24 protein-coding genes are annotated in these 21,270 nt (G+C 65.7%); 12 read left to right on the plus strand and 12 right to left on the minus strand.

Features of this window, described 5'->3' with window-relative positions; genetic code table 11:
- Positions 1-76: 76 nt before the first annotated feature.
- Complete coding sequence (locus tag QM588_RS08570; RefSeq protein ID WP_167327283.1) at positions 77-493, plus strand: cold-shock protein; 417 nt, start codon at positions 77-79, stop codon at positions 491-493.
- Between the two features lie 3 nt (positions 494-496).
- Here the strand turns inward: QM588_RS08570 and QM588_RS08575 are convergent, their stop codons facing one another.
- Genes QM588_RS08575 through QM588_RS08585 form a run of 3 tightly spaced genes read right to left on the minus strand, consistent with a single transcriptional unit; the run spans position 497 to position 3,562 of the window.
- Positions 497-1,009, minus strand: a complete 513-nt coding sequence (locus QM588_RS08575) for a DUF2771 family protein (RefSeq protein ID WP_283312622.1) — start codon at positions 1,007-1,009, stop codon at positions 497-499.
- Complete coding sequence (locus QM588_RS08580; protein WP_283312623.1) at positions 1,006-2,709, minus strand: MFS transporter; 1,704 nt, start codon at positions 2,707-2,709, stop codon at positions 1,006-1,008. Before QM588_RS08580 ends, QM588_RS08575 begins: the two co-directional genes overlap by 4 nt.
- Positions 2,710-2,713: 4 nt before the next feature.
- On the minus strand, positions 2,714-3,562 hold the full coding sequence (locus QM588_RS08585) for a glutaminyl-peptide cyclotransferase (RefSeq protein WP_442972885.1): 849 nt from the start codon (positions 3,560-3,562) through the stop codon (positions 2,714-2,716).
- A gap of 59 nt (positions 3,563-3,621) precedes the next feature.
- Between QM588_RS08585 and QM588_RS08590 the strand changes: the two genes are divergently transcribed.
- Genes QM588_RS08590 through QM588_RS08600 form a run of 3 tightly spaced genes read left to right on the plus strand, consistent with a single transcriptional unit; the run spans position 3,622 to position 7,995 of the window.
- Entirely contained in the window at positions 3,622-4,731 is a 1,110-nt protein-coding gene (locus tag QM588_RS08590) for a DUF3027 domain-containing protein (protein WP_442972886.1), read from the plus strand.
- On the plus strand, positions 4,728-7,454 hold the full coding sequence (locus tag QM588_RS08595; protein WP_283312862.1) for a sacsin N-terminal ATP-binding-like domain-containing protein: 2,727 nt from the start codon (positions 4,728-4,730) through the stop codon (positions 7,452-7,454). The genes QM588_RS08590 and QM588_RS08595 overlap by 4 nt, the downstream gene beginning before the upstream one ends.
- Positions 7,444-7,995 (plus strand): phosphatase PAP2 family protein, encoded by a 552-nt coding sequence (locus QM588_RS08600; RefSeq protein ID WP_283312626.1) that lies wholly within the window; start codon positions 7,444-7,446, stop codon positions 7,993-7,995. The genes QM588_RS08595 and QM588_RS08600 overlap by 11 nt, the downstream gene beginning before the upstream one ends.
- On the opposite strand, the gene QM588_RS08605 is transcribed toward QM588_RS08600, so the two are convergent.
- Together QM588_RS08605 and QM588_RS08610 are read right to left on the minus strand one after the other, a co-directional pair.
- On the minus strand, positions 7,964-8,107 hold the full coding sequence (locus QM588_RS08605; RefSeq protein WP_167327272.1) for a hypothetical protein: 144 nt from the start codon (positions 8,105-8,107) through the stop codon (positions 7,964-7,966). The genes QM588_RS08600 and QM588_RS08605 overlap by 32 nt on opposite strands.
- 141 nt (positions 8,108-8,248) lie before the next feature.
- The gene (locus tag QM588_RS08610) at positions 8,249-8,488 is read right to left on the minus strand and encodes a DUF2530 domain-containing protein (protein ID WP_222074635.1); all 240 of its coding nucleotides are present in this window, start codon (positions 8,486-8,488) and stop codon (positions 8,249-8,251) included.
- A 59-nt stretch (positions 8,489-8,547) separates the two neighbouring features.
- On the opposite strand from QM588_RS08610, the gene QM588_RS08615 reads away from it, so the two are divergent.
- Genes QM588_RS08615 through QM588_RS08625 form a run of 3 tightly spaced genes read left to right on the plus strand, consistent with a single transcriptional unit; the run spans position 8,548 to position 11,809 of the window.
- The gene (locus QM588_RS08615; RefSeq protein WP_027495904.1) at positions 8,548-9,999 is read left to right on the plus strand and encodes an NCS2 family permease; all 1,452 of its coding nucleotides are present in this window, start codon (positions 8,548-8,550) and stop codon (positions 9,997-9,999) included.
- A gap of 52 nt (positions 10,000-10,051) precedes the next feature.
- The gene (locus QM588_RS08620; RefSeq protein WP_283312864.1) at positions 10,052-10,480 is read left to right on the plus strand and encodes a MarR family winged helix-turn-helix transcriptional regulator; all 429 of its coding nucleotides are present in this window, start codon (positions 10,052-10,054) and stop codon (positions 10,478-10,480) included.
- Positions 10,481-10,537: 57 nt separating this feature from the next.
- Entirely contained in the window at positions 10,538-11,809 is a 1,272-nt protein-coding gene (locus QM588_RS08625) for an MFS transporter (RefSeq protein WP_283312865.1), read from the plus strand.
- A gap of 6 nt (positions 11,810-11,815) precedes the next feature.
- Here the strand turns inward: QM588_RS08625 and QM588_RS08630 are convergent, their stop codons facing one another.
- Genes QM588_RS08630 through QM588_RS08650 form a run of 5 tightly spaced genes read right to left on the minus strand, consistent with a single transcriptional unit; the run spans position 11,816 to position 15,536 of the window.
- Positions 11,816-12,421 (minus strand): response regulator transcription factor, encoded by a 606-nt coding sequence (locus QM588_RS08630; RefSeq protein WP_283312628.1) that lies wholly within the window; start codon positions 12,419-12,421, stop codon positions 11,816-11,818.
- Positions 12,418-13,554, minus strand: a complete 1,137-nt coding sequence (locus tag QM588_RS08635) for a sensor histidine kinase (RefSeq protein ID WP_283312629.1) — start codon at positions 13,552-13,554, stop codon at positions 12,418-12,420. The genes QM588_RS08630 and QM588_RS08635 overlap by 4 nt, the downstream gene beginning before the upstream one ends.
- 37 nt (positions 13,555-13,591) lie before the next feature.
- A complete protein-coding gene (locus QM588_RS08640) occupies positions 13,592-14,365 on the minus strand; it encodes an ABC transporter permease (RefSeq protein ID WP_283312630.1) in 774 nt (257 codons plus the stop codon).
- Positions 14,362-15,312, minus strand: a complete 951-nt coding sequence (locus QM588_RS08645; protein ID WP_283312632.1) for an ABC transporter ATP-binding protein — start codon at positions 15,310-15,312, stop codon at positions 14,362-14,364. The genes QM588_RS08640 and QM588_RS08645 overlap by 4 nt, the downstream gene beginning before the upstream one ends.
- Positions 15,309-15,536, minus strand: a complete 228-nt coding sequence (locus tag QM588_RS08650; protein WP_283312633.1) for a hypothetical protein — start codon at positions 15,534-15,536, stop codon at positions 15,309-15,311. Before QM588_RS08650 ends, QM588_RS08645 begins: the two co-directional genes overlap by 4 nt.
- Positions 15,537-15,703: 167 nt before the next feature.
- Between QM588_RS08650 and QM588_RS08655 the strand changes: the two genes are divergently transcribed.
- The 3 genes from QM588_RS08655 to QM588_RS08665 are packed head-to-tail and all read left to right on the plus strand — an operon-like array spanning position 15,704 to position 18,042.
- Positions 15,704-16,258, plus strand: a complete 555-nt coding sequence (locus tag QM588_RS08655) for a CcdC protein domain-containing protein (protein ID WP_283312634.1) — start codon at positions 15,704-15,706, stop codon at positions 16,256-16,258.
- Positions 16,255-17,373, plus strand: coding sequence for a sensor histidine kinase (locus QM588_RS08660; RefSeq protein WP_283312635.1), 1,119 nt, complete (start codon positions 16,255-16,257; stop codon positions 17,371-17,373). The genes QM588_RS08655 and QM588_RS08660 overlap by 4 nt, the downstream gene beginning before the upstream one ends.
- 21 nt (positions 17,374-17,394) lie before the next feature.
- Entirely contained in the window at positions 17,395-18,042 is a 648-nt protein-coding gene (locus QM588_RS08665; RefSeq protein WP_283312636.1) for a response regulator transcription factor, read from the plus strand.
- Positions 18,043-18,047: 5 nt separating this feature from the next.
- Here QM588_RS08665 and QM588_RS08670 read toward each other — a convergent pair whose 3' ends face one another.
- Positions 18,048-19,247, minus strand: a complete 1,200-nt coding sequence (locus QM588_RS08670) for a GNAT family N-acetyltransferase (protein WP_283312638.1) — start codon at positions 19,245-19,247, stop codon at positions 18,048-18,050.
- A gap of 75 nt (positions 19,248-19,322) precedes the next feature.
- Here QM588_RS08670 and QM588_RS08675 point away from each other — a divergent pair, with 75 nt between their 5' ends.
- A complete protein-coding gene (locus QM588_RS08675; RefSeq protein ID WP_283312639.1) occupies positions 19,323-20,126 on the plus strand; it encodes a TrmH family RNA methyltransferase in 804 nt (267 codons plus the stop codon).
- Positions 20,123-20,386 (plus strand): DUF2537 domain-containing protein, encoded by a 264-nt coding sequence (locus tag QM588_RS08680; RefSeq protein WP_283312640.1) that lies wholly within the window; start codon positions 20,123-20,125, stop codon positions 20,384-20,386. Before QM588_RS08675 ends, QM588_RS08680 begins: the two co-directional genes overlap by 4 nt.
- 99 nt (positions 20,387-20,485) lie before the next feature.
- On the opposite strand, the gene QM588_RS08685 is transcribed toward QM588_RS08680, so the two are convergent.
- Positions 20,486-21,253 carry a DUF6928 family protein gene (locus QM588_RS08685; protein WP_283312641.1) on the minus strand — a complete coding sequence of 256 codons (768 nt, stop codon included), beginning with the start codon at positions 21,251-21,253 and terminating at the stop codon, positions 20,486-20,488.
- Between the last annotated feature and the right edge of the window lie 17 nt (positions 21,254-21,270).

The raw sequence follows: 21,270 nt of genomic DNA on the forward strand, positions 1-21,270 counted from the left end.
GTGCACACCGCAGGGTCCGGACATCGGGCGTGCGGATACGAAACCAACGACAGCAACAGATGAACGGGTGAGCTCAGTGCCGACCGGCAAGGTGAAGTGGTACGACGTCGACAAGGGATTCGGATTCCTCTCGCAGGAGGAAGGCGAGGACGTGTATGTGCGTTCGTCAGCGCTGCCCGAAGGCGTCGACGGCCTCAAAGCCGGCCAGCGCGTCGAATTCGGCATGGCTGCGGGCCGTCGTGGCCCGCAGGCGCTGAGCCTGAAGGTTCTCGAGCCTGCCCCGTCGATTCGCCAGAACAGCGGCAGCACCCGCCGCGAGCCCGTCGAGCGCAAGCACACGCCCGACGAACTGCACGGCATGGTCGAAGACATGATCACGTTGCTCGAAGCGACGGTGCAGCCGGAACTCCGCAAGGGCAAGTACCCGGACCGCAAGATTGCTCAGCGCATCTCCGAGGTGGTGCGCGCAGTCGCTCGCGAGCTCGACAGCTGATCGTTACGGACGAGTGCCGATGGACCAGATCGCGTGGCTGACGAAGCTTTCGGTATTGGTGTCGGTGTCGATGATTCCCGTGGGTAGCCGAACTTCGATGCCGAGCAACGTCCGGCCGCTGTCGTCCGTCGTCGGGACGGTGACGCTCAGCCGGGTTCCCGGCTGATTGAACTGGCTGTTCTGCACGACCGTCCCGCTGTCGTCGCCGTAGACCAGTGCCAGTTCCCACGGCGCGGAGTAGACGGCCTCGGGCATCGACAACTGCACCGTCGGGGCAGATCCCACCTGCATCTCGGCGGTCTCGCCGACGTTGGTGCACAGCGGGTCGCTCACGGCGCAGTACAGGTAGGGCTCGACCTGAACGGCTCGACCGTTGGCGTACGCGGTGACGACCGGTTCCTTGTCGGAAGCATTGCCGATCAGGACGGCCAGTACCGCGACGAACGCGACGGCGACGACCAACAGGCCGGCGGCGATCAGCGACGCGATCTTCTTGGTGCGGGGAGCCAGGTTCACTTGGTCACGTTTTCGCCGTAGGAGCTGTCGGATACTTCTTGTTCGACATGGTCGGGCCGGTTGCCGCCGAACCCGGGTAGCAATGATCTGCCGCGGTACGTCAGGAAGGTCTGCACGAGGCCGATCGTAAGCAACACCGACACGACCGTGAAACCGAGCCAGTACTCGGTGGGAAGCAACACCCCGAGGGTTCCGCCGAGAACCCAGCACAGCTGCATGACGGTTTCCGAGCGGCCGAATCCGGATGCAATGGACTCCGGCGGCAGATCGGACTGCAGGGACGCGTCGAGCGAGACCTTGGCCAGTGCGCTCGCACTCGACGCGACCAGGGCGGCCACGGCAGCGGTGAGCAAACTGTCCGTCACGGCTGCGACGACGGCGACGACCGTCACCGCAACCGTGCACCGCAGGACGACCAACGACGGTCGGCCGAGCTTGATCCTGGCACCGAGTGCGTTGCCGGCGAAGTTGCCGAGACCTGCGGCGGCTCCGACCAGCCCGAGCATCGCGGCCTGCTGCAGCGGCTCGTGTTCGGTGCGGGATTTGGCGACGAACGCGATGTACAGCGTGAGGAAGCCGGTGAGAATTCTGATCGTGCCGTTGCCCCAGAGTCCGACGATCACCGCACGGCCCAACGGCTGCCTGCGGTTCTTGGCGGCGGTGGTCGGCGGCGGGGTGCGCTTGAGGTTCTCGGTCGGGGCACCGCTGCCGGGGTAGTCGCTGCCGTGATGCTGGTCGGCGTGGTAGCCGAGGGTGGCCGGAACCTCGCCCTCGGTCACTTCCACCCAGGACGGGATGCGCATGCTCAGGTATGCGCCGAGCACGGTGATCGCGGCGACGAACCACAGTGCGCCGGGAGAATCGGCGACGAAGGCGATACCGCCGGCGACAGCCCCTGCCGCGATGGTGCCCCCGAGGAGTCCGAAGACGGTGAGCCTGGAGTTGACGCGGACGAGGTCGATCTCCGGTGGCAACACTCGCGGCGTCACCGCACTCTTCAGCACTGCAAACGACTTGCTCAGGACGAGCATGCCCAGTGCCGCTGGATAGAGCACCCAACTGTCGAAGTTGAACACCAACACCACCGCCAGCACGGTACGTAGGCCGAACGAGGTGGCCAGCGCGATGCGTCGGCCGTGCTGCAACCGGTCGAGCAACGGGCCGATCAGCGGCGCGATCAGCGCGAACGGCGCGATGGTGATGACCAGGTACAGCGCGACCTTCGTCTTGTCCTCACCGGTCGCCGCAGAGAAGAACAGCGTGTTGGCCAGTGCAATCGCCAGGGCAGCGTCGGATGCGAAGTTCGCCATCGTCGCGTAGGTCAACGCGGTCAACCCGGACTTGTCGGCCCCATCGGCTTTCGCAGCACGCTGGAACGACGCGATGCCCTTGCCGGTCAGCTCGCGCCCACGCATCGCCGCGACGCGGGTGACGGTGAGCTTCTTGGGCATCGGTGGTGGCTTCGGACCGCCGGTTCGGCCACGCGCCGCAGTGATCTGCTGCGTGGGCACCGGGTGCAGTGGCGGCAACGGTTGGCGGCGGCTCGGCACGTGGCCGCCGGCGCTGGGGTCGGCCGGTGGATAGTTGACGAAACCGGGATGCTCCGAGCTCTGTTCGTCAGCAGTGGAGTGACCGGTTTCGTTGCCAGCGCCCGAGTTTTCCGCACCTGGCGTGGTGTGGGGGAGTCGCGGATCGGTCACGTGGTCAATTCTGTCCTACGGCCGCGGGATCGGTGAATCGCACCTCGAAGATCTTGGGCCAGAATTTGCCGGTCACCAGGAATCGGTCGGTTCCGGGGATCTGGGCGATGCCGTTGAAGACGTCGGCTCCGTTGCGCTCGGTGGCCGTCATCGAATCCCACATCGGCTTGCCGTCGACGACGCCGGTGACGCGGCCGGTGGTGGGGTCGATGCGCATGATGTCGAAGGTCTGCCAGACGTTGGCGTAGATCGAGCCGTCCTCGGCACATTCGAGTTCGTTGAGTCGTTCCACCGGATTGCCGTCGAGTGTGACGTCGACGGTGTTCACGGTGTCGAAGGATGTGGGGTCACGGAAGGTCAGGGTGGACGTGCCGTCACTCATGACGAGCCGGTCGTCCGGCATTCCTTCACCCTGCGTGCAGAGCCCCCATCCTTCGCCGTCGTAGTTCACTCGGCGCTGCTCGGCCAGGGTGTCTCGGTCGCGGGCTATGGCGACTCCGTCTTGCCAGGTGATCTGCCACAGGGTGTCGCCGTCGACGGTGATGCCCTCCCCGAACAGGTCGGACGGCAGATCGACCCGCCCCAGCTCGGTCATGTTCTCGAGCGACGTGCGTCGGACGAAGGAGGAGCCCGCCAGCCCGGTGCCCTCGTAGAGCACGTCACCGTCGATCTCGAACCCCTGTGTGAAGGCGTCGTCGCCGCGGTCGTAGGAACGTAGAACCTGCGCGCCCAGCGTGGGCACCGAGTCCGACGTGATGGGGGTCGAGTCGCCTGGACCCGACGTCGACGAGCAGGCGGTGACGGTCAACAGCGACGTCACGAGTGCAGCGAAGGTACGAGCGCGAACGGTCATTGCATCCATGATGGCAGCCCGAACTGGGCGTCACCGAGTTGATGCGGCAAACTGAATGTGTGAGTTTCGTATCTTCTCCAGAGCTCGGATCCATCCGCCCCGTCTTGGCCGATGCCGTGGACCTCGCGCGGCAGGCTCTTCTCGAGCTGGGAGAGGGCGGTGTCGGCGAGTACCTCGGCGTGACCGTGGAGGACGACAGTGCCGCCACCCACCGCTTCGCCAGCGATCTCGACGGTTATCGCGGATGGCAGTGGGCCGTTGTCGTCGCTGCTCCCGACGACGCCGATCACGCCACGGTCAGCGAACTCGTGTTGTTGCCCGGTCCCGACGCGCTCGTGGCACCGTCCTGGGTGCCCTGGGACGAGCGCATTCGGCCCGGCGATCTCGGGCCGGGCGATCTGCTCTCTCCACGTCGAAACGACCCGCGATTGGTGCCGGGATACGTCGCGTCCGGTGACCCCGCCATCGACGAGGTGGCCGGCGAGATCGGTCTCGGCCGCACTCAGGTCACCAGCCTCGAAGGACGGCTCGATGCCGCCGAACGATGGCACGACGGCGACTTCGGCCCCGACAGCGAGATGGCCAAGGCCGCGCCCTCCACGTGCGGACTCTGCGGTTTCTATCTACCCCTCGCGGGATCGCTCTCCGCAGCGTTCGGAGTTTGCGGCAACGAGTTCGCTGCCGACGGTCATGTGGTGCACGTCGAATACGGTTGCGGCGCGCACTCCGATACCGAGCTGCCCACCGGAGCGGGCTCGCCGCAATTCGAGCCGTACGACGACGCAGCACTCGACGTCAGTCCGTCGCCGAGCAACGCGGCACAGTCGAACGCGATTACCACGAATGACTCTGTTGCAGAAGATGATTCGGAAGCAACCGTTTCCTCGGCCGAGACGGTAGCGGTGGCGGAGTCCGAGGTACCCCAGCCCGACGCGGCAGCACCCGAATCTGCAGACTCGGCCGCGGCAGAGCCTGCAGAGCCCGCGGTGGTCGAGACCGGGAACGACGCCGCTGACGCAGCCCCTTCTACTGACGCAGCCTCTTCTACTGATGACGCGTCTCCCGTAGTCGATGCCGAGGCGCCCCATGTCGGTACCGATGTCGAGCTCGGTGGCGCTTCCGGCGTCGATGATGTTGTGCAGCGAGAGGATTCGGCATCGCCGAGCTGATCGATCCTTTCGGTACCGGGTCGCTTCGCGAGTCGATTCTCGCGTCCTGGGGTTCCTCGCCCACGCGGCTGCGGGAGGATTCGGCATCCGAGGCCGATCTGGTGCGCGGGGGATATCGCGATCGTTTGTTGACCGAGCTGGCGCAGAACGCGGCTGACGCTGCGCAGCGAGCCGGCGTCCCAGGTCGGCTTTCTGTGTGGACCGACGAGGCGGATGCGTTGCATGTCGCCAACACCGGTGCGGCGCTGGATGTGTCGGGTGTACATGCTCTCACCGCGCTGCGGGCGTCGGCGAAGGCTGCAGCCGACCCGGGTGTCGGGCAGTTCGGGGTCGGGTTCACCGCGGTGCGATCGGTATCCGACGAGATCGAGGTCCGCTCGCGCGATGGCGGGGTGATGTTCAGCGCCGAGCGCACGCTGATCGCGTTGCGCGAGCGAGGCATGACTGTGCCGGAGTCGGGTGTGCCGGTGCTTCGGTTGGCGTGGCCTGTTACCACGCCGCCCGCTGCCGGGTTCGATACCGAGATCGTGTTGTCGCTGCGACCCGGTGTGGAGGAGGATTCCTTTGCCGGGGGGTTCGTCGACGAGGCCGTCGACTTGTTGCTCGAGCTCGACGCGTTGGCTTCCATCGAGATCGACGGTGTCGGCATCGACTGTGTGAGAACGGAACTCGGCGATGCACGTGTCGAGATCGCCATCGGTTCGCGAACGTGGCTGCAGTACACCACTTCGGCTGCCCGGTGGATCGTCCCGGTGGTCGACGGTCTACCCGTTCCCTCTGCGCCGGATGTGTTGCGGGCCCCGACGCGGTCGGACGAGTTGTTGTCGTTGCCCGCGTTGGTCGTTGCCGATGTACCCATGCAGCCGGATCGTCGACGGGTTCTGCCCGGTGGCTCTGTCGTCGAGGTGGCCCACGGCTATCCCGATTTCGTGGCGTCGTTGCCTGCGTCCGTGCGAGTGTCGTTCGTGCCCGAGGTCGGGTTCGCGCGCAGTGCGATCGACGGTGAGCTACGTGAGCTGATCTTTCGCCGGTTGTCCACTGCCCCATGGCTTCCCGCCGCCGACGGACCCGATCTCGTACCCGAACGCGCCCATGTTCTGGCCGATGCGACCGAGGAACTCGCCGCGGTGTTGCTCGATGTGGTCCCGAATCTGGTGGACGCCGCTCTGTCGGGCGCGCGGCACGCGTCGGCGTTGTCGGCGGTGGGAGTGCACCGCATCGGGTTGGCGCGGTTGGCCGAGATGCTCGGCGGGCAGGCCCGTGAGCCGGCATGGTGGCGGCGGCTGTACGACGCGTTGACTCCGCTCGTCGTCGACGGGGTCGCAGCGGAAGAGCTTGCTGCGCTCCCGGTTCCGCTTACGGACGGTCGTACGGTCACCGGTCCGCGGACTACCGTGGTCGGGTCGGACGCGTCGGCCGAGGTCACGTGGGTACGCCTGGTGCATCCGGATGCGGTGAGTCCGTTGTTGATTCGGCTGGGTGCGCGGGAGGCCACTGCGGCCGAGCTGTTGTCGGATCCCGCCCTCGAAGCGGCCCTCGACGATCTCGATTGGGACGGCGACGAGGTGGATGGCCTGGTGTCTGCAGTGCTGGCGATGGCGGGGGAGGCGGGAGAGCTTCCGGGGTGGTTGGGGAGTCTTCCGCTCGAAGACGACGAGGGTGAATTGCGCAGTGCGGACGAACTGTTGCTGCCCGGTGCGCCGTTGGCGAGGCTGTTGGTTCGGGATTCGCCGTTCGGTGTTCTGTCGGCGGCCTCGGTGGCCAGGTTCGGCGAGCGGGCTCTGCGCGCGGTGGGCGTCGGCTGGGGGTTCTCGGTGGTACGCGACGATTGTCCGACAGGGCCGGATCACGACCTGGACGACGAGCCCGCCTGGTGGTCGAGTCTGGCCACGAAGCCGGAAACCCTTGTTGCGGTGCGTGATCTCGACCTGGTCCGGTCGGATGCCTGGGCCGAAGCTCTGACGATTCTGCTCGACGAACCGGCTACCCGTGCAGCCTTGACCGACCGGGACGGGTACACGGCATGGTGGCTGCGACGTCATGCGCTGATCGACAACCGCTCGCCGATCACGTTCCGGGCACCGTCGGACGAGACGTTCGCCGGTCTGCTCGATCCGTTGGATCATCCGCGCGCCGACGAACTGCACGCGGTGCTCGCCGCGTCGACCTGTGAGAGCGTCGAGAGCGCGCGGGTGTTGTTGCGTGCACTCGAGGACCCCCAGCGACATCCGACGGCTGCGGTGATCGCGCGCACGCACACGCTGATCGCCGGTGCCGTCCGGGATCGACGCATCGACGTGGCGGATCTCGATCCACCGGATCGTGTGCGCACTCTCGGCGGCACCGTGGCCGATGCGTCGGACGGCTTGGTCGTCGATGCGCCGTGGCTGGCACCGGTCGTGCCACCGGAGGTGGCGGTGCTCTCGGACATGACCACGGCAGCTGCGTTGGCCGACGTCCTCGACATCAGGCGGGCGTCGGAGGCCATCAGCGGCGAGGTTCGCGGAGTCGGACGCGTCAGCTCGTGGGATCGAGAGCCCGGGGCCGTGCTGGCCTGTGCGGTGCTGGGGCTACCGCTGCCGACAGGTTCGGTGGTGGTGCACCGCGAACTGGTGGTGCGGTTGTCGGGGGCTGTCAGCGGTGACCGTGCGGTGCCGTGGTGGGTGACTGCAGACGGAACAGTGCATTGTGTGGAAAGTTGGGAGCGACCTCGTGGGGCCTGATCATGCCGTGCTGGAGTGGATGGTCGAGCATCGAGTCGGGTGGGTCACGACGATGTTCTGGATCATCACCACGGTGGGGAACACGTTCATGATGTTCGTGTTGTCCTCGGCGGCATGGGCTGCGTTGCTGACGTCCAAGAGGACTGTCGACGCGTGGATGGTCGCGGGGTCGATGCTCACCGGGTGGGGGCTGATGAATGCGCTCAAGTTTGCATTCGAGCGGGAGCGCCCACCGATTCCCGAGCGGCTGGTGGAGATTTCGAGCCATTCGTTTCCGTCCGGCCACGCGACGATGTCGATGTTGCTTGCCACGGTGGCGATCGCGGTGATGCTGCGATCGTCCACGCCGTGGCTGCATCGGCCGGTGCTACTGGCGTTGCCTGTGGTCGCGGCCCTACTGATCGGATTCTCTCGGATCTATCTGGGTGCGCACTGGACGACGGACGTGCTGGCCGGCTGGGTGTTCGGTGCCGTGTGGGGGCTGGGTTGGATCTACGCCGAAAAAGCGATCAGCGCGAGAAATCCGAGCGCTGCGCGATGACGAGGAGCTCGTCACGCATGGCCGGGCTGGAGACAGCGTTGGCGCGTGCGTAGAGGGCGCGGAGCGAGCGGACGTGGTTGCGGCGGTTGCGGTACTGAGCGACGAACTTCATGGCCTGTGCTTTCGTGGATCAAAGGTTATCGAAACTGACATAACCTATGCTCCACGTTAACTCTGTGTTACTCAACCGGCTGAGGGGTTAGTTTGCCCACGTCAGAAGGGTTTTCGTGATCGGGCTAACGTGATCCTGATCTCAATCGAGGCCGCGTTGGGCGGTTCTGCTGCCGCGTCGTGACGCGGCTCTCTGCGCGAGGAACAGAGCGAACCCGAAAGCGCCGACCGCGATACCGGACCAACACGTCGCCACCGCGTCGTCGCTGCGGTCGCCGGTGGCCGTGAATACGACCAGCGCGACGATCCAACCGAGGATGCCGATCGTCAACACCGGCACCGGATCGGTGAGGCGGGGCGGGATCTGCGGGACGTCGGCCACGAATTCACGCTACGCCACCATATTTCGCCAACCCTCGCGGTGTGCTTTATCTTTCACTCATGCCTATGTCGTCGCGATTACTCGACAACTACTTCAAGATCACCGAGCGCGGCTCGACTGTGGGTTCCGAGGTTCGCGGCGGTGTCGTCACCTTCGTGGCGATGGCCTACATCGTCGTGCTCAACCCGCTGATCCTCGGTAGCTTCTCCGCCGACGACGCAGCTGCCAAGACCGACGTACTCGGCAACATCCTGCCCGTCGCCCAGGTTGCCGCCGTGACGGCACTGGTCGCCGGCTTCATGAGCATCGCGTTCGGCATCATCGCCAACTACCCCTTCGGTATCGCGGCCGGCCTCGGCATCAACACTCTCCTGGCCGTCACCATCGCTCCTCAGGTCAGTTGGCCCGAGGCCATGGGCCTGGTCGTCATCGACGGCATCATCATCGTGCTGTTGGCCGTCACCGGCTTCCGGACGGCGGTGTTCAACGCGATTCCGCCCGAACTGAAGGCCGCGATCGCCGCAGGCATCGGTGCCTTCATCGCGTTCATCGGTCTCGTCGATTCCGGCTTCGTACGCCGGATCCCCGACGCCGCAGGCACGACGGTTCCCGTCGGCCTCGGCATCGACGGGTCCATCGCGTCGTGGCCGACGGTGATCTTCGTGTTCGGGTTGTTGCTGATGGGTGTGCTCGTGGTGCGCAAGGTCCGCGGCGGTCTGCTGATCGGCATCGTGGTCACGACGGTGTTGGCGGCCATCATCGAGGCGGTCACCGACGTGGGGCCGTCGAACGGCGTCGACCCCAAGGGCTGGAACCTGTCCGTGCCGCAGCTGCCCAGCGTTCTCGTGCAGTCGCCGGACCTGTCGCTGGTGGGCAATGTCGACCTGTTCGGTGCGTTCACCCGCATCGGTGTGCTGGCCGCGAGTCTGCTGGTGTTCACGCTCGTCCTCGCGAACTTCTTCGACGCGATGGGAACCATGACGGGTCTGGGTAAAGAGGCAAATCTCGACAAGGACGGCACGCTGCCCAACATCGGCAAGGCGTTGGTCGTCGAGGGTGCCGGAGCGATTGCAGGCGGCGGCGCGTCTGCGTCGTCGAACACGGTGTTCGTCGAGTCGGCCTCGGGAATCGCGGAAGGCGCACGCACCGGACTGGCCAACGTCGTCACCGGCCTGCTGTTCCTGCTGGCGATGTTCTTCACCCCGCTCACCGCTGTCGTCCCCATCGAGGCGGCAGCGCCGGCGCTGGTGGTGGTGGGTGCACTGATGATCGGCCAGGTTCTCCACATCGACTTCAAGCGCTTCGACTACGCGCTGCCGGCCTTCCTCACCATTCTGGTGATGCCGTTCACGTACTCCATCGCCAACGGTATCGGCGTCGGTTTCATCACTTGGGTCGTACTCGCCGTCGGTTCGGGCCGGGCGAAGACGGTACATCCCCTGTTATGGGTCGTGGCGTTGCTGTTCGTGGCGTTTTTCGCAGTCGGTCCCATCACGGATGCGGTTACCTGATACTAGGTCGGTAGCAGGGCGTATTCTCTGCGCTGTGACGTCGGGAAACAGTGTGAAAGACAATCGGGAATTGGCAAGCGACTTGTCGCTTGCGGTGGTGAGGTTGACTCGCCACCTTCGAGGTAGGCGAGTGGACTCGCAAGTGTCGCTCACTCAGCTGTCGGCTCTGGCCACGCTGAGTCGAGAGGGCGACATGACGCCTGGCGCGTTGGCGGCTCGGGAGCGGGTGCAACCCCCGTCGATGACGCGGGTCATCGCGTCGTTGGCCGAGCTGGGTCTGGTGGAGCGCACGCCGCACCCCACCGACGGGCGTCAGGTGATCGTGTCGTTGTCCGCGGCAGGCAAGGAACTGATCGCAGACGAGGCCAGTGCGCGCGAGGCGTGGATGACCGCGCAGCTGGCAGGACTCGGGCCCGAGCAGCTCCACACGCTCCGAGACGCGGTGAACATCATCAGCGCATTGGTCAGCGACTCCGAGTAGTTACCTAGGTTTATTATTTGACCTGTGGCTCCAGTTTCACGTAAGTCCGGCGCGACGATGTTCGCTGCTCTGAAGACTCGCAACTACCGATTGTGGGCGTCGGGGCAGATCGTGTCGCTGGTCGGAACGTGGATGCAGCGGGTGGCCCAGGACTGGCTCGTGCTGACGCTGTCCGACGGCAACGGCTTTGCCGTCGGCATCGTCATGGCCCTGCAATTCGGGCCGACGCTGTTTCTGTCGGTGTGGGGCGGAGTACTCGCAGACCGGTACGACAAGCGCAAACTCCTCATGATCACCCAGGTGTTCGCCGCAGTCTGCGGTCTGGTGCTCGGTGTGCTCGACGTCGGCAACATGGTCGAGCTGTGGCACGTCTACGTCATCGCCTTCATCCTCGGCTGCTCGTCTGCCATCGACGCGCCGGTGCGGCAATCGTTCACCATCGAGATGGTGGGCAAGGAAACTCTGTCCAACGCGATCGCGTTGAACTCCATGACGTTCAACATGGCGCGGATCGTCGGGCCTGCGGTGTCCGGAGTGCTCATCACCCTCGTCGGTACCGGCTGGGTGTTCCTGATCAACGCGGTGTCGTTCGCCGCGGTGTTCGGTGCCCTCCTGGCGATGAACGTCGGTCAACTCTTCCGTGTCGAACCGACTCCGCGCGCCAAAGGGCAGGTGCGGGAAGGCTTTCGGTACGTCTGGGGGCGCGGAGACCTTCGAGTGTTGCTGGCGACGGTGTTCATGGTCTCGACGTTCGGTCTCAATTTTCCGTTGAGTCTGTCGGTGCTGGCGCGCAATACGTTCGGCAGCGGAGCCGACGCATACGGGTTGCTGTCGACCACCCTCGCGGTCGGCACGTTGGCGGGAGCGACCCTCGCGGCCCGGCGCGCCACGGCTCCGCGGTTGCGGCTCTTCATCGGTGCCGTCATCGCGTTCGGGCTGTTCGAGCTGCTCGTGGGGTTGATGCCCAATTACGTTCTCGTGGCACTGCTGTTGGTACCCACCGGCGCGTTGACGCTGACGTTCACTACGTCGGCGATGAACATACTGCAGATGTCGGTGCCGTCCGACATGCGCGGCCGCGTGATGGGCATCTACATGCTGTGCTTCCTGGGCGGAACTCCGTTGGGCAGCCCGGTGCTGGGCTGGCTCGCCGACGCCCTCGATCCACGCGCACCGCTGTTGTTCGGCGGTGTCATCTCATTGGCGACGGGGCTCTTCGCTGCCGTGTATCTGCTGCGACACAACAACTTGCGGATCACCGTGGTGCCGCCCGCCGACGGTCACCGGCTGCCCACCCTCGACACGGTGGCCGCAGCCGCCAAGGTCTGACGCTCGTCAGATCCAGCCGTGGCGTCGGGCCAGTGCGCAGGCCTCGTGCCGGTTCGCCGCCCCGAGTTTCGCGGCCGCCGCAGACAGATAGTTGCGGGTGGTCCCCGGCGACAGATGCGCACGCTGTGCGATCTCCGCTATCGATGCGCCGTCGGCGGCGAACTCGAGCACATCGGCTTCCCGCGGTGTGAGCGGTGAGTCCCCGGCTCCGATGGCTTCCGCGGCGAGCGTCGGGTCGACGTAGCGCCCGCCGCCGTGCACGGTGCGCACCACCTCGGCCAGCGTGGCGGCCGAGGTGGTCTTCGGTAGAAAGCCCCTGACGCCGGCTTCGAGCGCCTTCTTCAGATACCCGGGCCTGCCATGGCTGGTAACGATGATCGACGCGCAGGCGGGCAGCGTCTCGGCAATCTTCTGGGCCGTCTCGATGCCGTCGATCCCGCCCATCTGCAAGTCCAGCACCGCCACATCGGGTGCCAGGTCCGCCGCAACCGTGAGGGCCTTCTCGCCCGAATCGGCCTGTCCGACGATCTCGATGTCGTCCTCCAGATCCAGCATGGTCGCCAACGCCGATCGAATCAGGTTCTCGTCGTCGGCCAGAAGAACTCGAATCATGGTGTGGTCCTTCCGTTCTGGTGCGATGGGGGCAACACTGCGGTGAGGGTGAACTCCTCGGCTGTCTGCTCCGTACGCAATTCCCCTCCGACCGCGACCAATCGTTCGCGCAGTCCGCTCAGACCCGTGCCGTCGTTGCGGCCGCTCGGCGCACCGGGGTGGTCGTTCGTCAGTCGAATACTGCTGTCGATCAATTCGATTCGGCAGTAGGTGGCCGCGGAGTGGCGCAGTATGTTCGTCACGCCTTCGCGGACCACCCAGGCAGCCGCCTCGGCCGCGCGCTCGGACAGTGCCGAGGTCTCGCCGATGAGCTCGGTGGATATTCCGGCCGCAGACAGGAGCGAGCGGGCACCGTCGAGTTCGCCGGCAACATCGATCGATCGATAGCCGCGCACCAACTTTCGGGCGTCGGTCATCGATTCCTGGGCCAACGCGCGAACCTCGTCCATCTGCGTCGCAGCGCGGTCGTCACCGCGGCGAGCGAGCGTTGCGGCGAGTTCGCTCTTGACCGCGATAGCCGAGAGTGCGCGCCCGACGACGTCGTGCAGATCGCGCGAGAACCTCAGGCGCTCCTCGGCAACGGAGAGTGCGGCAGCAGCGTCGCGGGTGGCGTCGAGTTCGGTCACGATGCGCAGCAGCCACGCCGACAGTTGCACGGTGATGGCCATGAAAGCGATGAAGAGGCCGAGTACGACCGTTTCCAGCGCCGGGGTTCCCACGGCCGCGGCAATCGCGGCGGCGGCCACGGCTGCCGCGAGAGACCAGCGCAATCGAATCAGGGTAGCGACGGCGGTGGTGACGAGTACGGCGGCCCAGAGTGCGTTGCTCGTCGTCCCTCCGGCAACCAGCACCGCAGCTGCGACGGCCATGATCGCCAACGGGATTCGTGGGTTGGCCGTCGACTCGCCGCCGAGTGCCGGGGTGCGCTGAACGACCACGAAAGCGGCGGCGGCACACACCGCTGCCGCCACCGTCGACCGATAGTCGTCGTACTGAAGCGTCGTCAGCATCGCGCCGACGGCGACACCGACGGTGATCAGCAGGAACGACTGGCGGGTGTAGACGCGTACCTTCTCCACTGCACTGCTGTCGTTCCAGCCGTGCAGTGGATTGAGGTACTCGTACAGCTTCATGATCTCCAGCCTTGCAGACGGACGACGACAGGTGCGATCAGGACCGCGGTTCCCAGCGGAAGTGTGTCCGGGCGATCAGCAGGCTGCCGAGAATCCAGGCCAGCATGACCACCGAGGGCATCCCCGCCTCGGCGAACGTGGCGGCGAACCCGACCGACGCGTCGCCGGGAGTGGTGGTGCCGAACCAGCCGAGGTTCAACAGGTCCGACACGGCCGCCATCGGGGTCAGCTCGACGACTCGGCTCAGTGAATCCGGGAGAACGTCGCGCAGCATGGCCGAGCCGGCCATGGCGATCAGAATGACCGGCAGGCTGGTGATCTGCGCTGCTTCCGCATTACGGGTGAAGGCAGACGTGATCAACGCCAGTGCGGCGAACAGTGCCGCGCCGCCGAGGAGGGCAACAGCGACGAGCAGGACGTTTGTGGGAATGGGCCCACCGAAGGCCAGCACTACAGCACCGACGATCAGGCCCAGTGCGACGGTGAGGACGAACGAGGGGACCGCCGGCCCCAGCAGAATCTGAATGTCCGAACTTTCGCCGGTGCGAAGTCGCTTCAGCACCAACTCGTCTCGACGTGTGGCGTAGATCGAGAGCATGTTGTAGTAGACCATGAACACCAGCAGGAACAGGGCGAAGAACTCGAGTGCCGCTCCCACGCCCACGTCGGTCAATCCGTCGTCGCCCCGACTGCTGATGATCAGCATGACCACCGGTAGCACGAGAGGTATGACGGTCGCGTTGAACAGTAGTACTCGGTTGCGTCCGAGCAGTGTGAATTCTGCTCGCGACAGGGCGGTCATCGTGCTCATGCGCTCATCACCTCGGTCTTGTCATCGGCTGGTTCGTCGATAGGGGAATTGTCGAATTCGTCTGCGATGGAGAGGAACACGGTCTCCAGCGATGCTGCTCGGGCGTCGAGACCGTGCAGGGTCACCCCGCTGTCCCGAGCCCACAACAGCAGATCGGTCAACGTCTCCTGAACCGAGGACGTCTGGATCGAGACCGTCTCTCCCGAGACGTCCATGGATGTGCCCGGCAGCGACGGCAGTGCCGTTCCGGGGGCCTTCAGTTCGATCTTCGCCGGATGGTCGGCGACCACCTCGTCCACGGTGCCACTGCGAACGACTTTGCCGCGGTGCATGATCGCGAGTCGATCGCACAGCGATTCGGCCTCGTCGAGGTAGTGCGTCGTCAGCATGATCGTCACGCCGGAGTTCTTCAACTCCTGGATCAACCGCCATGTGTTGCGGCGACTTTCGGGATCGAGGCCGGTGGTCGGCTCGTCCAGGAACAAGATGCGCGGACGGCTGATGATCGCGCACGCCAGGTCCAGCCTGCGCTGCTCGCCGCCGGACAGGAATTTGACCCGCGTATCGGCACGGTCGGCCAGGTCCACACGACCGAGCACCTCCGCCACCGGCAGTGGCTGGCTGCAGGTGCCGGCCCACATCCGAAGACTCTCGGCGGTGGTCAGATCCTGAGGCAGGCCGCCCTTCTGCAGCATGATTCCCAGAGCCGGCCGGACCTTACGGCGATCGGCCACCGGATCCAATCCCATGATCCGCACCGTGCCCTTGCTGGGGCGCGACAGGCCCTGAATCACTTCGAGAGTGGATGTCTTGCCCGCACCGTTGGTGCCCAGCAATCCGAACAGCTCACCCTCCGCGATATGCAGATCGAGAGCCTGGACGGCCTCGTACGCGTTCTTGCCCGATCCGTAACGGCGCGTCATCCCGTCGACGTCGATGATGGTCATGAGCGCTTCTCCCAGTGGCGAAGTCCGATGACGAATCGCACGCCCATGAAGGCGACGATGACGCCGAGTGCGACGAACGCCGGAACGGACGGCCCGACAATCGCGAACAACACGGCGATGATCGCGAGACTGATGATGATGACGACGATCTCACGTGCCATCGTCGGAGCCGGTCCGAGCTCCATCAGATCGGTGAACAGATTTCCTTCGTCTGGTTGCTTCATGACTACGAGTTTGCTCAGTCGACACCACCGAAAACAGTGCAGCGCATCATGACCTGAAGTGACACCGTCACGGTCCAGCCATGACAAACGTCATGCGCGCGTGTCTCCACCCGATCTCCACCCGTGGGTCGATGTGCCCCCACCTCGATCTCCATAGCGTTGCTGCCATGAACATTGCAACGATTGCTCTCATAGTCCTTCTGGTCGGATACCTGCTGGTGCGGCGCATGACCGGCCAGCTCATGGAGGCCCGGCGCATGCTGGTGCTGCCGGCGATTCTCGCCCTTGTCGGGTTGGCATCACTGAATTCGACGGACCTGTCGCCCATGGCGATCGGGTTCTTGCTCCTCGGCTGTGTCGTCGGAGCCGTGTTCGGGGTGGTCCGTGGCTACACCGTCCGGATCGCCGAGCGGGACGGAGCGGCATGGATGCGTTACTCGTTCGCGTCGGTCGGCCTGTGGGTGGCCGCGATCGCGGTGCGCCTCCTCCTCGTGCCGGTGGAGAATGTCGTGGATCCGGCAGCAGCGTCGGTCGCCGGGCAGGCCACCATGTTGGCCGTGGGGGTCGGATTCCTCGCCGAGTCGGTCGTCGTGCTCTACCGAGCCATGCATTCCGAGGCCACCATCGTGTGGCGAGCCGACAAGTCCGGCAACCACACGTTGTCGCCTACGCTGGCCGACATGCACAGTCGGGTTCGCGAAGGACGGGCGAAGATTCGGTGACGTCGGCACCCACGCCGGACGTACGGTTACCCGCACTCGACAGCTTCCGGCTGTCGAGTCGGCCGTATGTCACGGCCGTCGTCGTCGTGGCGGCGTTCGCGACGTCGGATCTGCACGATCCGCTGGTGCTCACGCTGCTCGTCCTCAACAGTCTCGTACTGGCGGCCTCGACGGTGTCGCGACGGTCGACCGGTCTCCGGCTCTCGCTCGCCGGGTCCGGCATCGCACTGGTCGCCTCCGCCGCGATTCTCCCTCTGGGCGGAACCGGAGTCGCAGCAGCGTTTCCGTTCCTGTTCGCCGGACATGCCGGGTGGCGGTTCAAGCCGTCGATTGCGTTTCCGTATGCGGTGTCGCTCAGCGTGGCGTGCGCGTGCGCGCTGTGGATCGCCGATCACCACGGTGTCGACGGATGGCCTTGGGCCGCAGGTCTTTTCGCTGGTTGGCCGGTGCTGATCGGGTATTCACGACGCAGTCGTCTGGACGCACTGCGCAATGCCCGGCGCGCCACCGACGCCGAATTGCGCGAGCATGCCCTGGCCGAGCGAGCCCGCATCGCGCGCGACATTCACGACGTTCTCGCGCACTCGCTGTCCGGGGTCAACATGCAGCTCGAAGTCGCCGACGCGTTGCTCGACGCCGGTCGCGCCGACGAGGCCAGAGCCGCGGTGGGCAAGGCGCAGAGCCTCGTTCGCGAGGGCCTCACCGAAACCCGCAGGGCCGTTCAGACTTTGCGTCAGGATGTGCTGCCCCTGGTGCCGACGATGGCCGCTCTGGTGGACGCGGACGGGAACTTCCGGGTCGAGGGCGAGGCTGTCGATCTCGATACGCCGCAGTCGCAGTTCCTGGTTCGGTGCGCGCAGGAGGCGTTGACCAATGCCCGTACTCATGCTCCCGGAGCGGCAGTCGACGTAGTGCTTCGCTTCGCGGCCGAACGAGTGGAGCTCTTCGTGACCAACGGCCCGGCCCAGTCGCCGCCGAAACCGGTCGACAGTACCGGAATGGGTTTGGTCGGCATGCGCGAGCGCGCCGCACTGGTCGGCGGGTCGGTTGCGGCGGGTCCGGACGGGCGGGGTTGGACGGTCCGTGCCACAGTTGCTGTGCCGCAACCACACTGAAGACAACACGAAGGTGAGGGTATGAGCATTCGGATAGTGATCGCCGACGATCAGGCGTCGGTGCGCGAGGCGCTGGCGACGATGCTCGATCTGATCGACGACATCACCGTCGTCTCGACCGCGACGGACGGCGACAGCGCGGTCGCCGAAGTGCAGGCCGCGATGAGTACCGAATCCCTCGATGTCGTGCTGATGGACCTGCGGATGCCGGGTACCGACGGGATCGAGGCGACCCGAATATTGAAGGGGCTCTTCCCCGACCTACCCGTGGTGGTGTTGACGACCTTCTCCGACGAACGCTCCATACTCGATGCGCTCGGTGCGGGCGCACGCGGCTATCTCACCAAGGACGCCGGACGGGTCGAGATAGCGGCGGCATTGCGGGCGGCGGCAGCCGGGCAGTCCGTACTGAATCCGGAGGTACAGGCGCGCCTGCTCGGAGCCGTCGAGCACTCCCGTCCGCCGGAAATTCCTGCTGGTCTGACTCCGCGTGAGGTCGAGGTCCTACGCGCGATCGCGGCCGGTCTGTCGAACCGCGAGATCGCCCAGCAGATGTTCGTCAGCGAGGCGACGGTCAAGACACACATCAACCATCTGTTCGCCAAAGCCCGACTACGAGATCGAGCGCAGGCCGTTCACTTCGCCTTCACTCACGGTCTCGCGGGGTAGTCGCGTCAGAAACCCCAACCCATGACCGCGGGACGGTTCGTACCGAAGGTCAGATCGAGCGCGTGCAGCGATTCTTCGTTTCGGGCGGTGAGGCGGTTTGCTGCGGCGAACAATCGGGCCCGGTGGGTACCGAAGTAGATGCTGGCGAGCACGTCGATGTCGAGCTCGATGTCCGGCTCGGATTCCACCCGGGTGCAGGTGCCCCGCCCGTCGGTGACCGTCAGCGAGTAGGTACCGCCTGCGTCGAGGAAGGGATCCCGGACGGCGATGGTCAGTGATGTGTCGAGGGCATAGGTGCGCGCCTCGAGGGCAGCCTCGACATGCATGATCCGGGCCCACAGAGCGTCGTGGTGAGCGGTGACCTTCGGCAGCCGGTTGTTGGTCAGCAGGAACGGCAGTGCCTCGTCGCGTGCCTGCCGTACCTCGATGGTGTCTACCAGGTCCACACCGACGAGGATCTGCCACAGCGCGGCGTAGGCGTCGTCGGTCACCGCGATGAATTCCTCCACCACGACCCGGCTCGGGTTGCGTCCGCGTCGGTAGGCGACGTATCCGTCGGGATGTACGACGAAGAACAGTGCGGTCAGCCCGCCGCGTCGATTCTCACGATCAGCGAAGAATCGTTCCCACCGAATCGGCGGCTTCGGCTGCGCGCCCGCGGTCTGCTGCTGCCACCGGTGGTAGATATCGGGGAGCAGTTCGGTGGCCTCGGCCGATTCGATCAGGCGCACCCCGGTCGCCGGGGGAGCGTCCTGCCGGAACTGAGCGAATCGACGGTCGATCGAGACGCTGATTTCCTCGGTCACCGGGCCGTACCCGAAGCGCCCGTAGATCGTCGCTTCGCTGGCCGTCAGCAGGGACAACGGTGCGCCGGCGTCGTTCAGGGCGCGATGCTGCTGGGTGAACATCGATCGCAGGATGCCGCGTCGGCGATGTGTCGGCGCGACGGACACCCAGGACACTCCCGATGCCTCGACCTGAGCTCCGCCGGGAACGGTCACCGACATCGGGAAGTGCATGGCCACACCGACCGGAGTCTCACCGTCCCACGCCAGGTAGACGTGCTCGGACTTCGTCAGGATCTGCGTTTCGGCCAGGTCCTCGGCGTTCTGGTGCTCGCCGAACGCATGGGCGTCGAGCAGCGCGACGGCATCCCAGTCGTCGTCGGTGGCGGTACGGATGGTGATCGATTCGTCGGTAGTCATCGCTCACAACTTTTCCATACCGGTGTGGTGGTTCGCCGAGGGACTGCCAGAAATGCCGGGTGAGAAGATGAGCAGGTGGTGCATGTAATCGACATCGACGATCCCGCCGATTCCCGGCTCGACGACTTCCGCGACCTCAATTCCTCGGACAGGCGCCCCGATCTGCCCGAGGGCAAGGGGTTGGTGATCGCGGAGGGCGTGCTTGTCGCGCAGCGCCTGCTGAGCTCGCGTTTTCCGATGATCAGCCTGTTGGGTGTGGATCGACGGCTCGACGCGTTGCGCGAGGACCTCGCCGATTCGGACGTTCCGTTCTATCGGACGTCGGCGGAGGTGATGGCCGAGGTCGTCGGCTTCCACCTCAACCGTGGCGTGTTGGCGGCGGCGAACAGACCGCCGGCCCTCGATCTGGACGAGGTGCTGGCCGGCGCGAGCACGGTGGCGATTCTGGAGGGCGTCAACGATCACGAGAATCTCGGGTCGATGTTTCGCAACGCGGCGGGCCTCGGGGTGGACGCGGTGCTGTTCGGTGCCGCCTGCGCGGATCCGCTGTACCGACGGTCGGTGCGGGTATCGATGGGGCATGTGCTTCGCGTGCCGTTCGCGAAGGTGCCCGAGTGGCCGCGTGGCCTTGATCGCGTGCGGCGACACGGCTTTCAGCTGATCTCGCTGACGCCGAACCCGAAGGCGGTGTCTCTGGCGACGGCGATGACGGGGGAGAAAGTCGCGTTGCTGCTCGGTGCCGAGGGTCCCGGCCTGACCGAACATGCCATGCGCGCCACCGATGTTCGCGCTCGGATTCCGATGGCTCCCGGTACCGATTCTCTCAATGTCGCGACGGCTGCGGCGATGGGCTTCTACGAACGGGTGCGTCTGACGTGAGGGATCCGGACGTCCGCTGGACCGGTGTTCCGGTTGCCGTGATCTCGGCGATCCTCGTCGCGGTGGCACTGACGGCGTTTGGCTTGGAATTGGCCAGGGTTCATCCGCTGCTCGCGATCGGCCTCAACCTCGTCGTCGTGGCAGGCGCAGCCCCGACGGTCATGCGGTGGCTCGGCGTTCCGGTGTGGCGCTGGGCCGTATACGGGGCGAGCGCGGGGGCGGTACTGAGCTTCGTTGCGCTGGCGGCCCTGGTGTTCTGAGACGACACCGACCGCGGGCAGGTTTGCGCACTACCGGCGACGATCGGCGGAATCCCGTCGACCGGTGATCGTTGCGTGCAGTGAAGCCCACCCGAGCCACTATTTGCGGGAGAACCAGCGCTTCTTCGGTCGCGGTGCGGATTCGGCCGAGTCCACTGCGGGTGCATTCTGGACCGGAACGTTCTGGGGCTGCGGTTCTTGCCCCGGCACGTACATGGTGAAACCGCAGACAGGCAGCGCATTCGGGTCGAGCTCGCCGGGCCTCGGGGCACCGGTGTAGCGGAAGCCGAGCCATTCGGCGTTGGCGGCTTCGGCGAATTCCTGGGGGTGGAACGGCAACGACTGCGGATCCGGCATCACTCCGGGCGGATAGATCAGCGGGTGGTCACCGGCCCAGAACGGACGCTCCCACACCAGAGGCAGGCCCACGTCCTCGTAGATGTAGACGGGGGTGGCGCTGAACGAGCGTCGGAATTCACCGCGCTCCCAGTAGGCGAACGCACCCCAGGCATGCTCGGGGTCCGAGGCAACGAGATAGGTGTGCTCGGAGGCCAGAGGGCGGGTGACGGATTCGGGAAGTGTCGACGGCGTAGGCACCGACAGGTTGGATCCGCAGACGACGGTGACGCCGGGGTAACACCCGATGAACACGTGATCGTCGTCCACGCCCGCCGAGGTCGAGATGGGTCCCTGTTCGAGGGGGACGGCCGTGAGATGGGGGTAGAGCCGTCCGACGAGCGCACTGGCGGCGTTCCAGTCGGAGGTGGTGGCTTGTCGCAGTACCGATATGGGATCCGGTGCGTCCACGTACCAGATCGTTGATGCTTTGGCCCCCACTACCGGCACCTCTCTCTCCGTGACTTCCATCGAAGCCTACGGTGTGG

The organism is Rhodococcus sp. IEGM 1354 (assembly GCF_030056855.1).
In the GTDB taxonomy this organism is placed as follows: Bacteria; Actinomycetota; Actinomycetes; order Mycobacteriales; family Mycobacteriaceae; genus Rhodococcoides.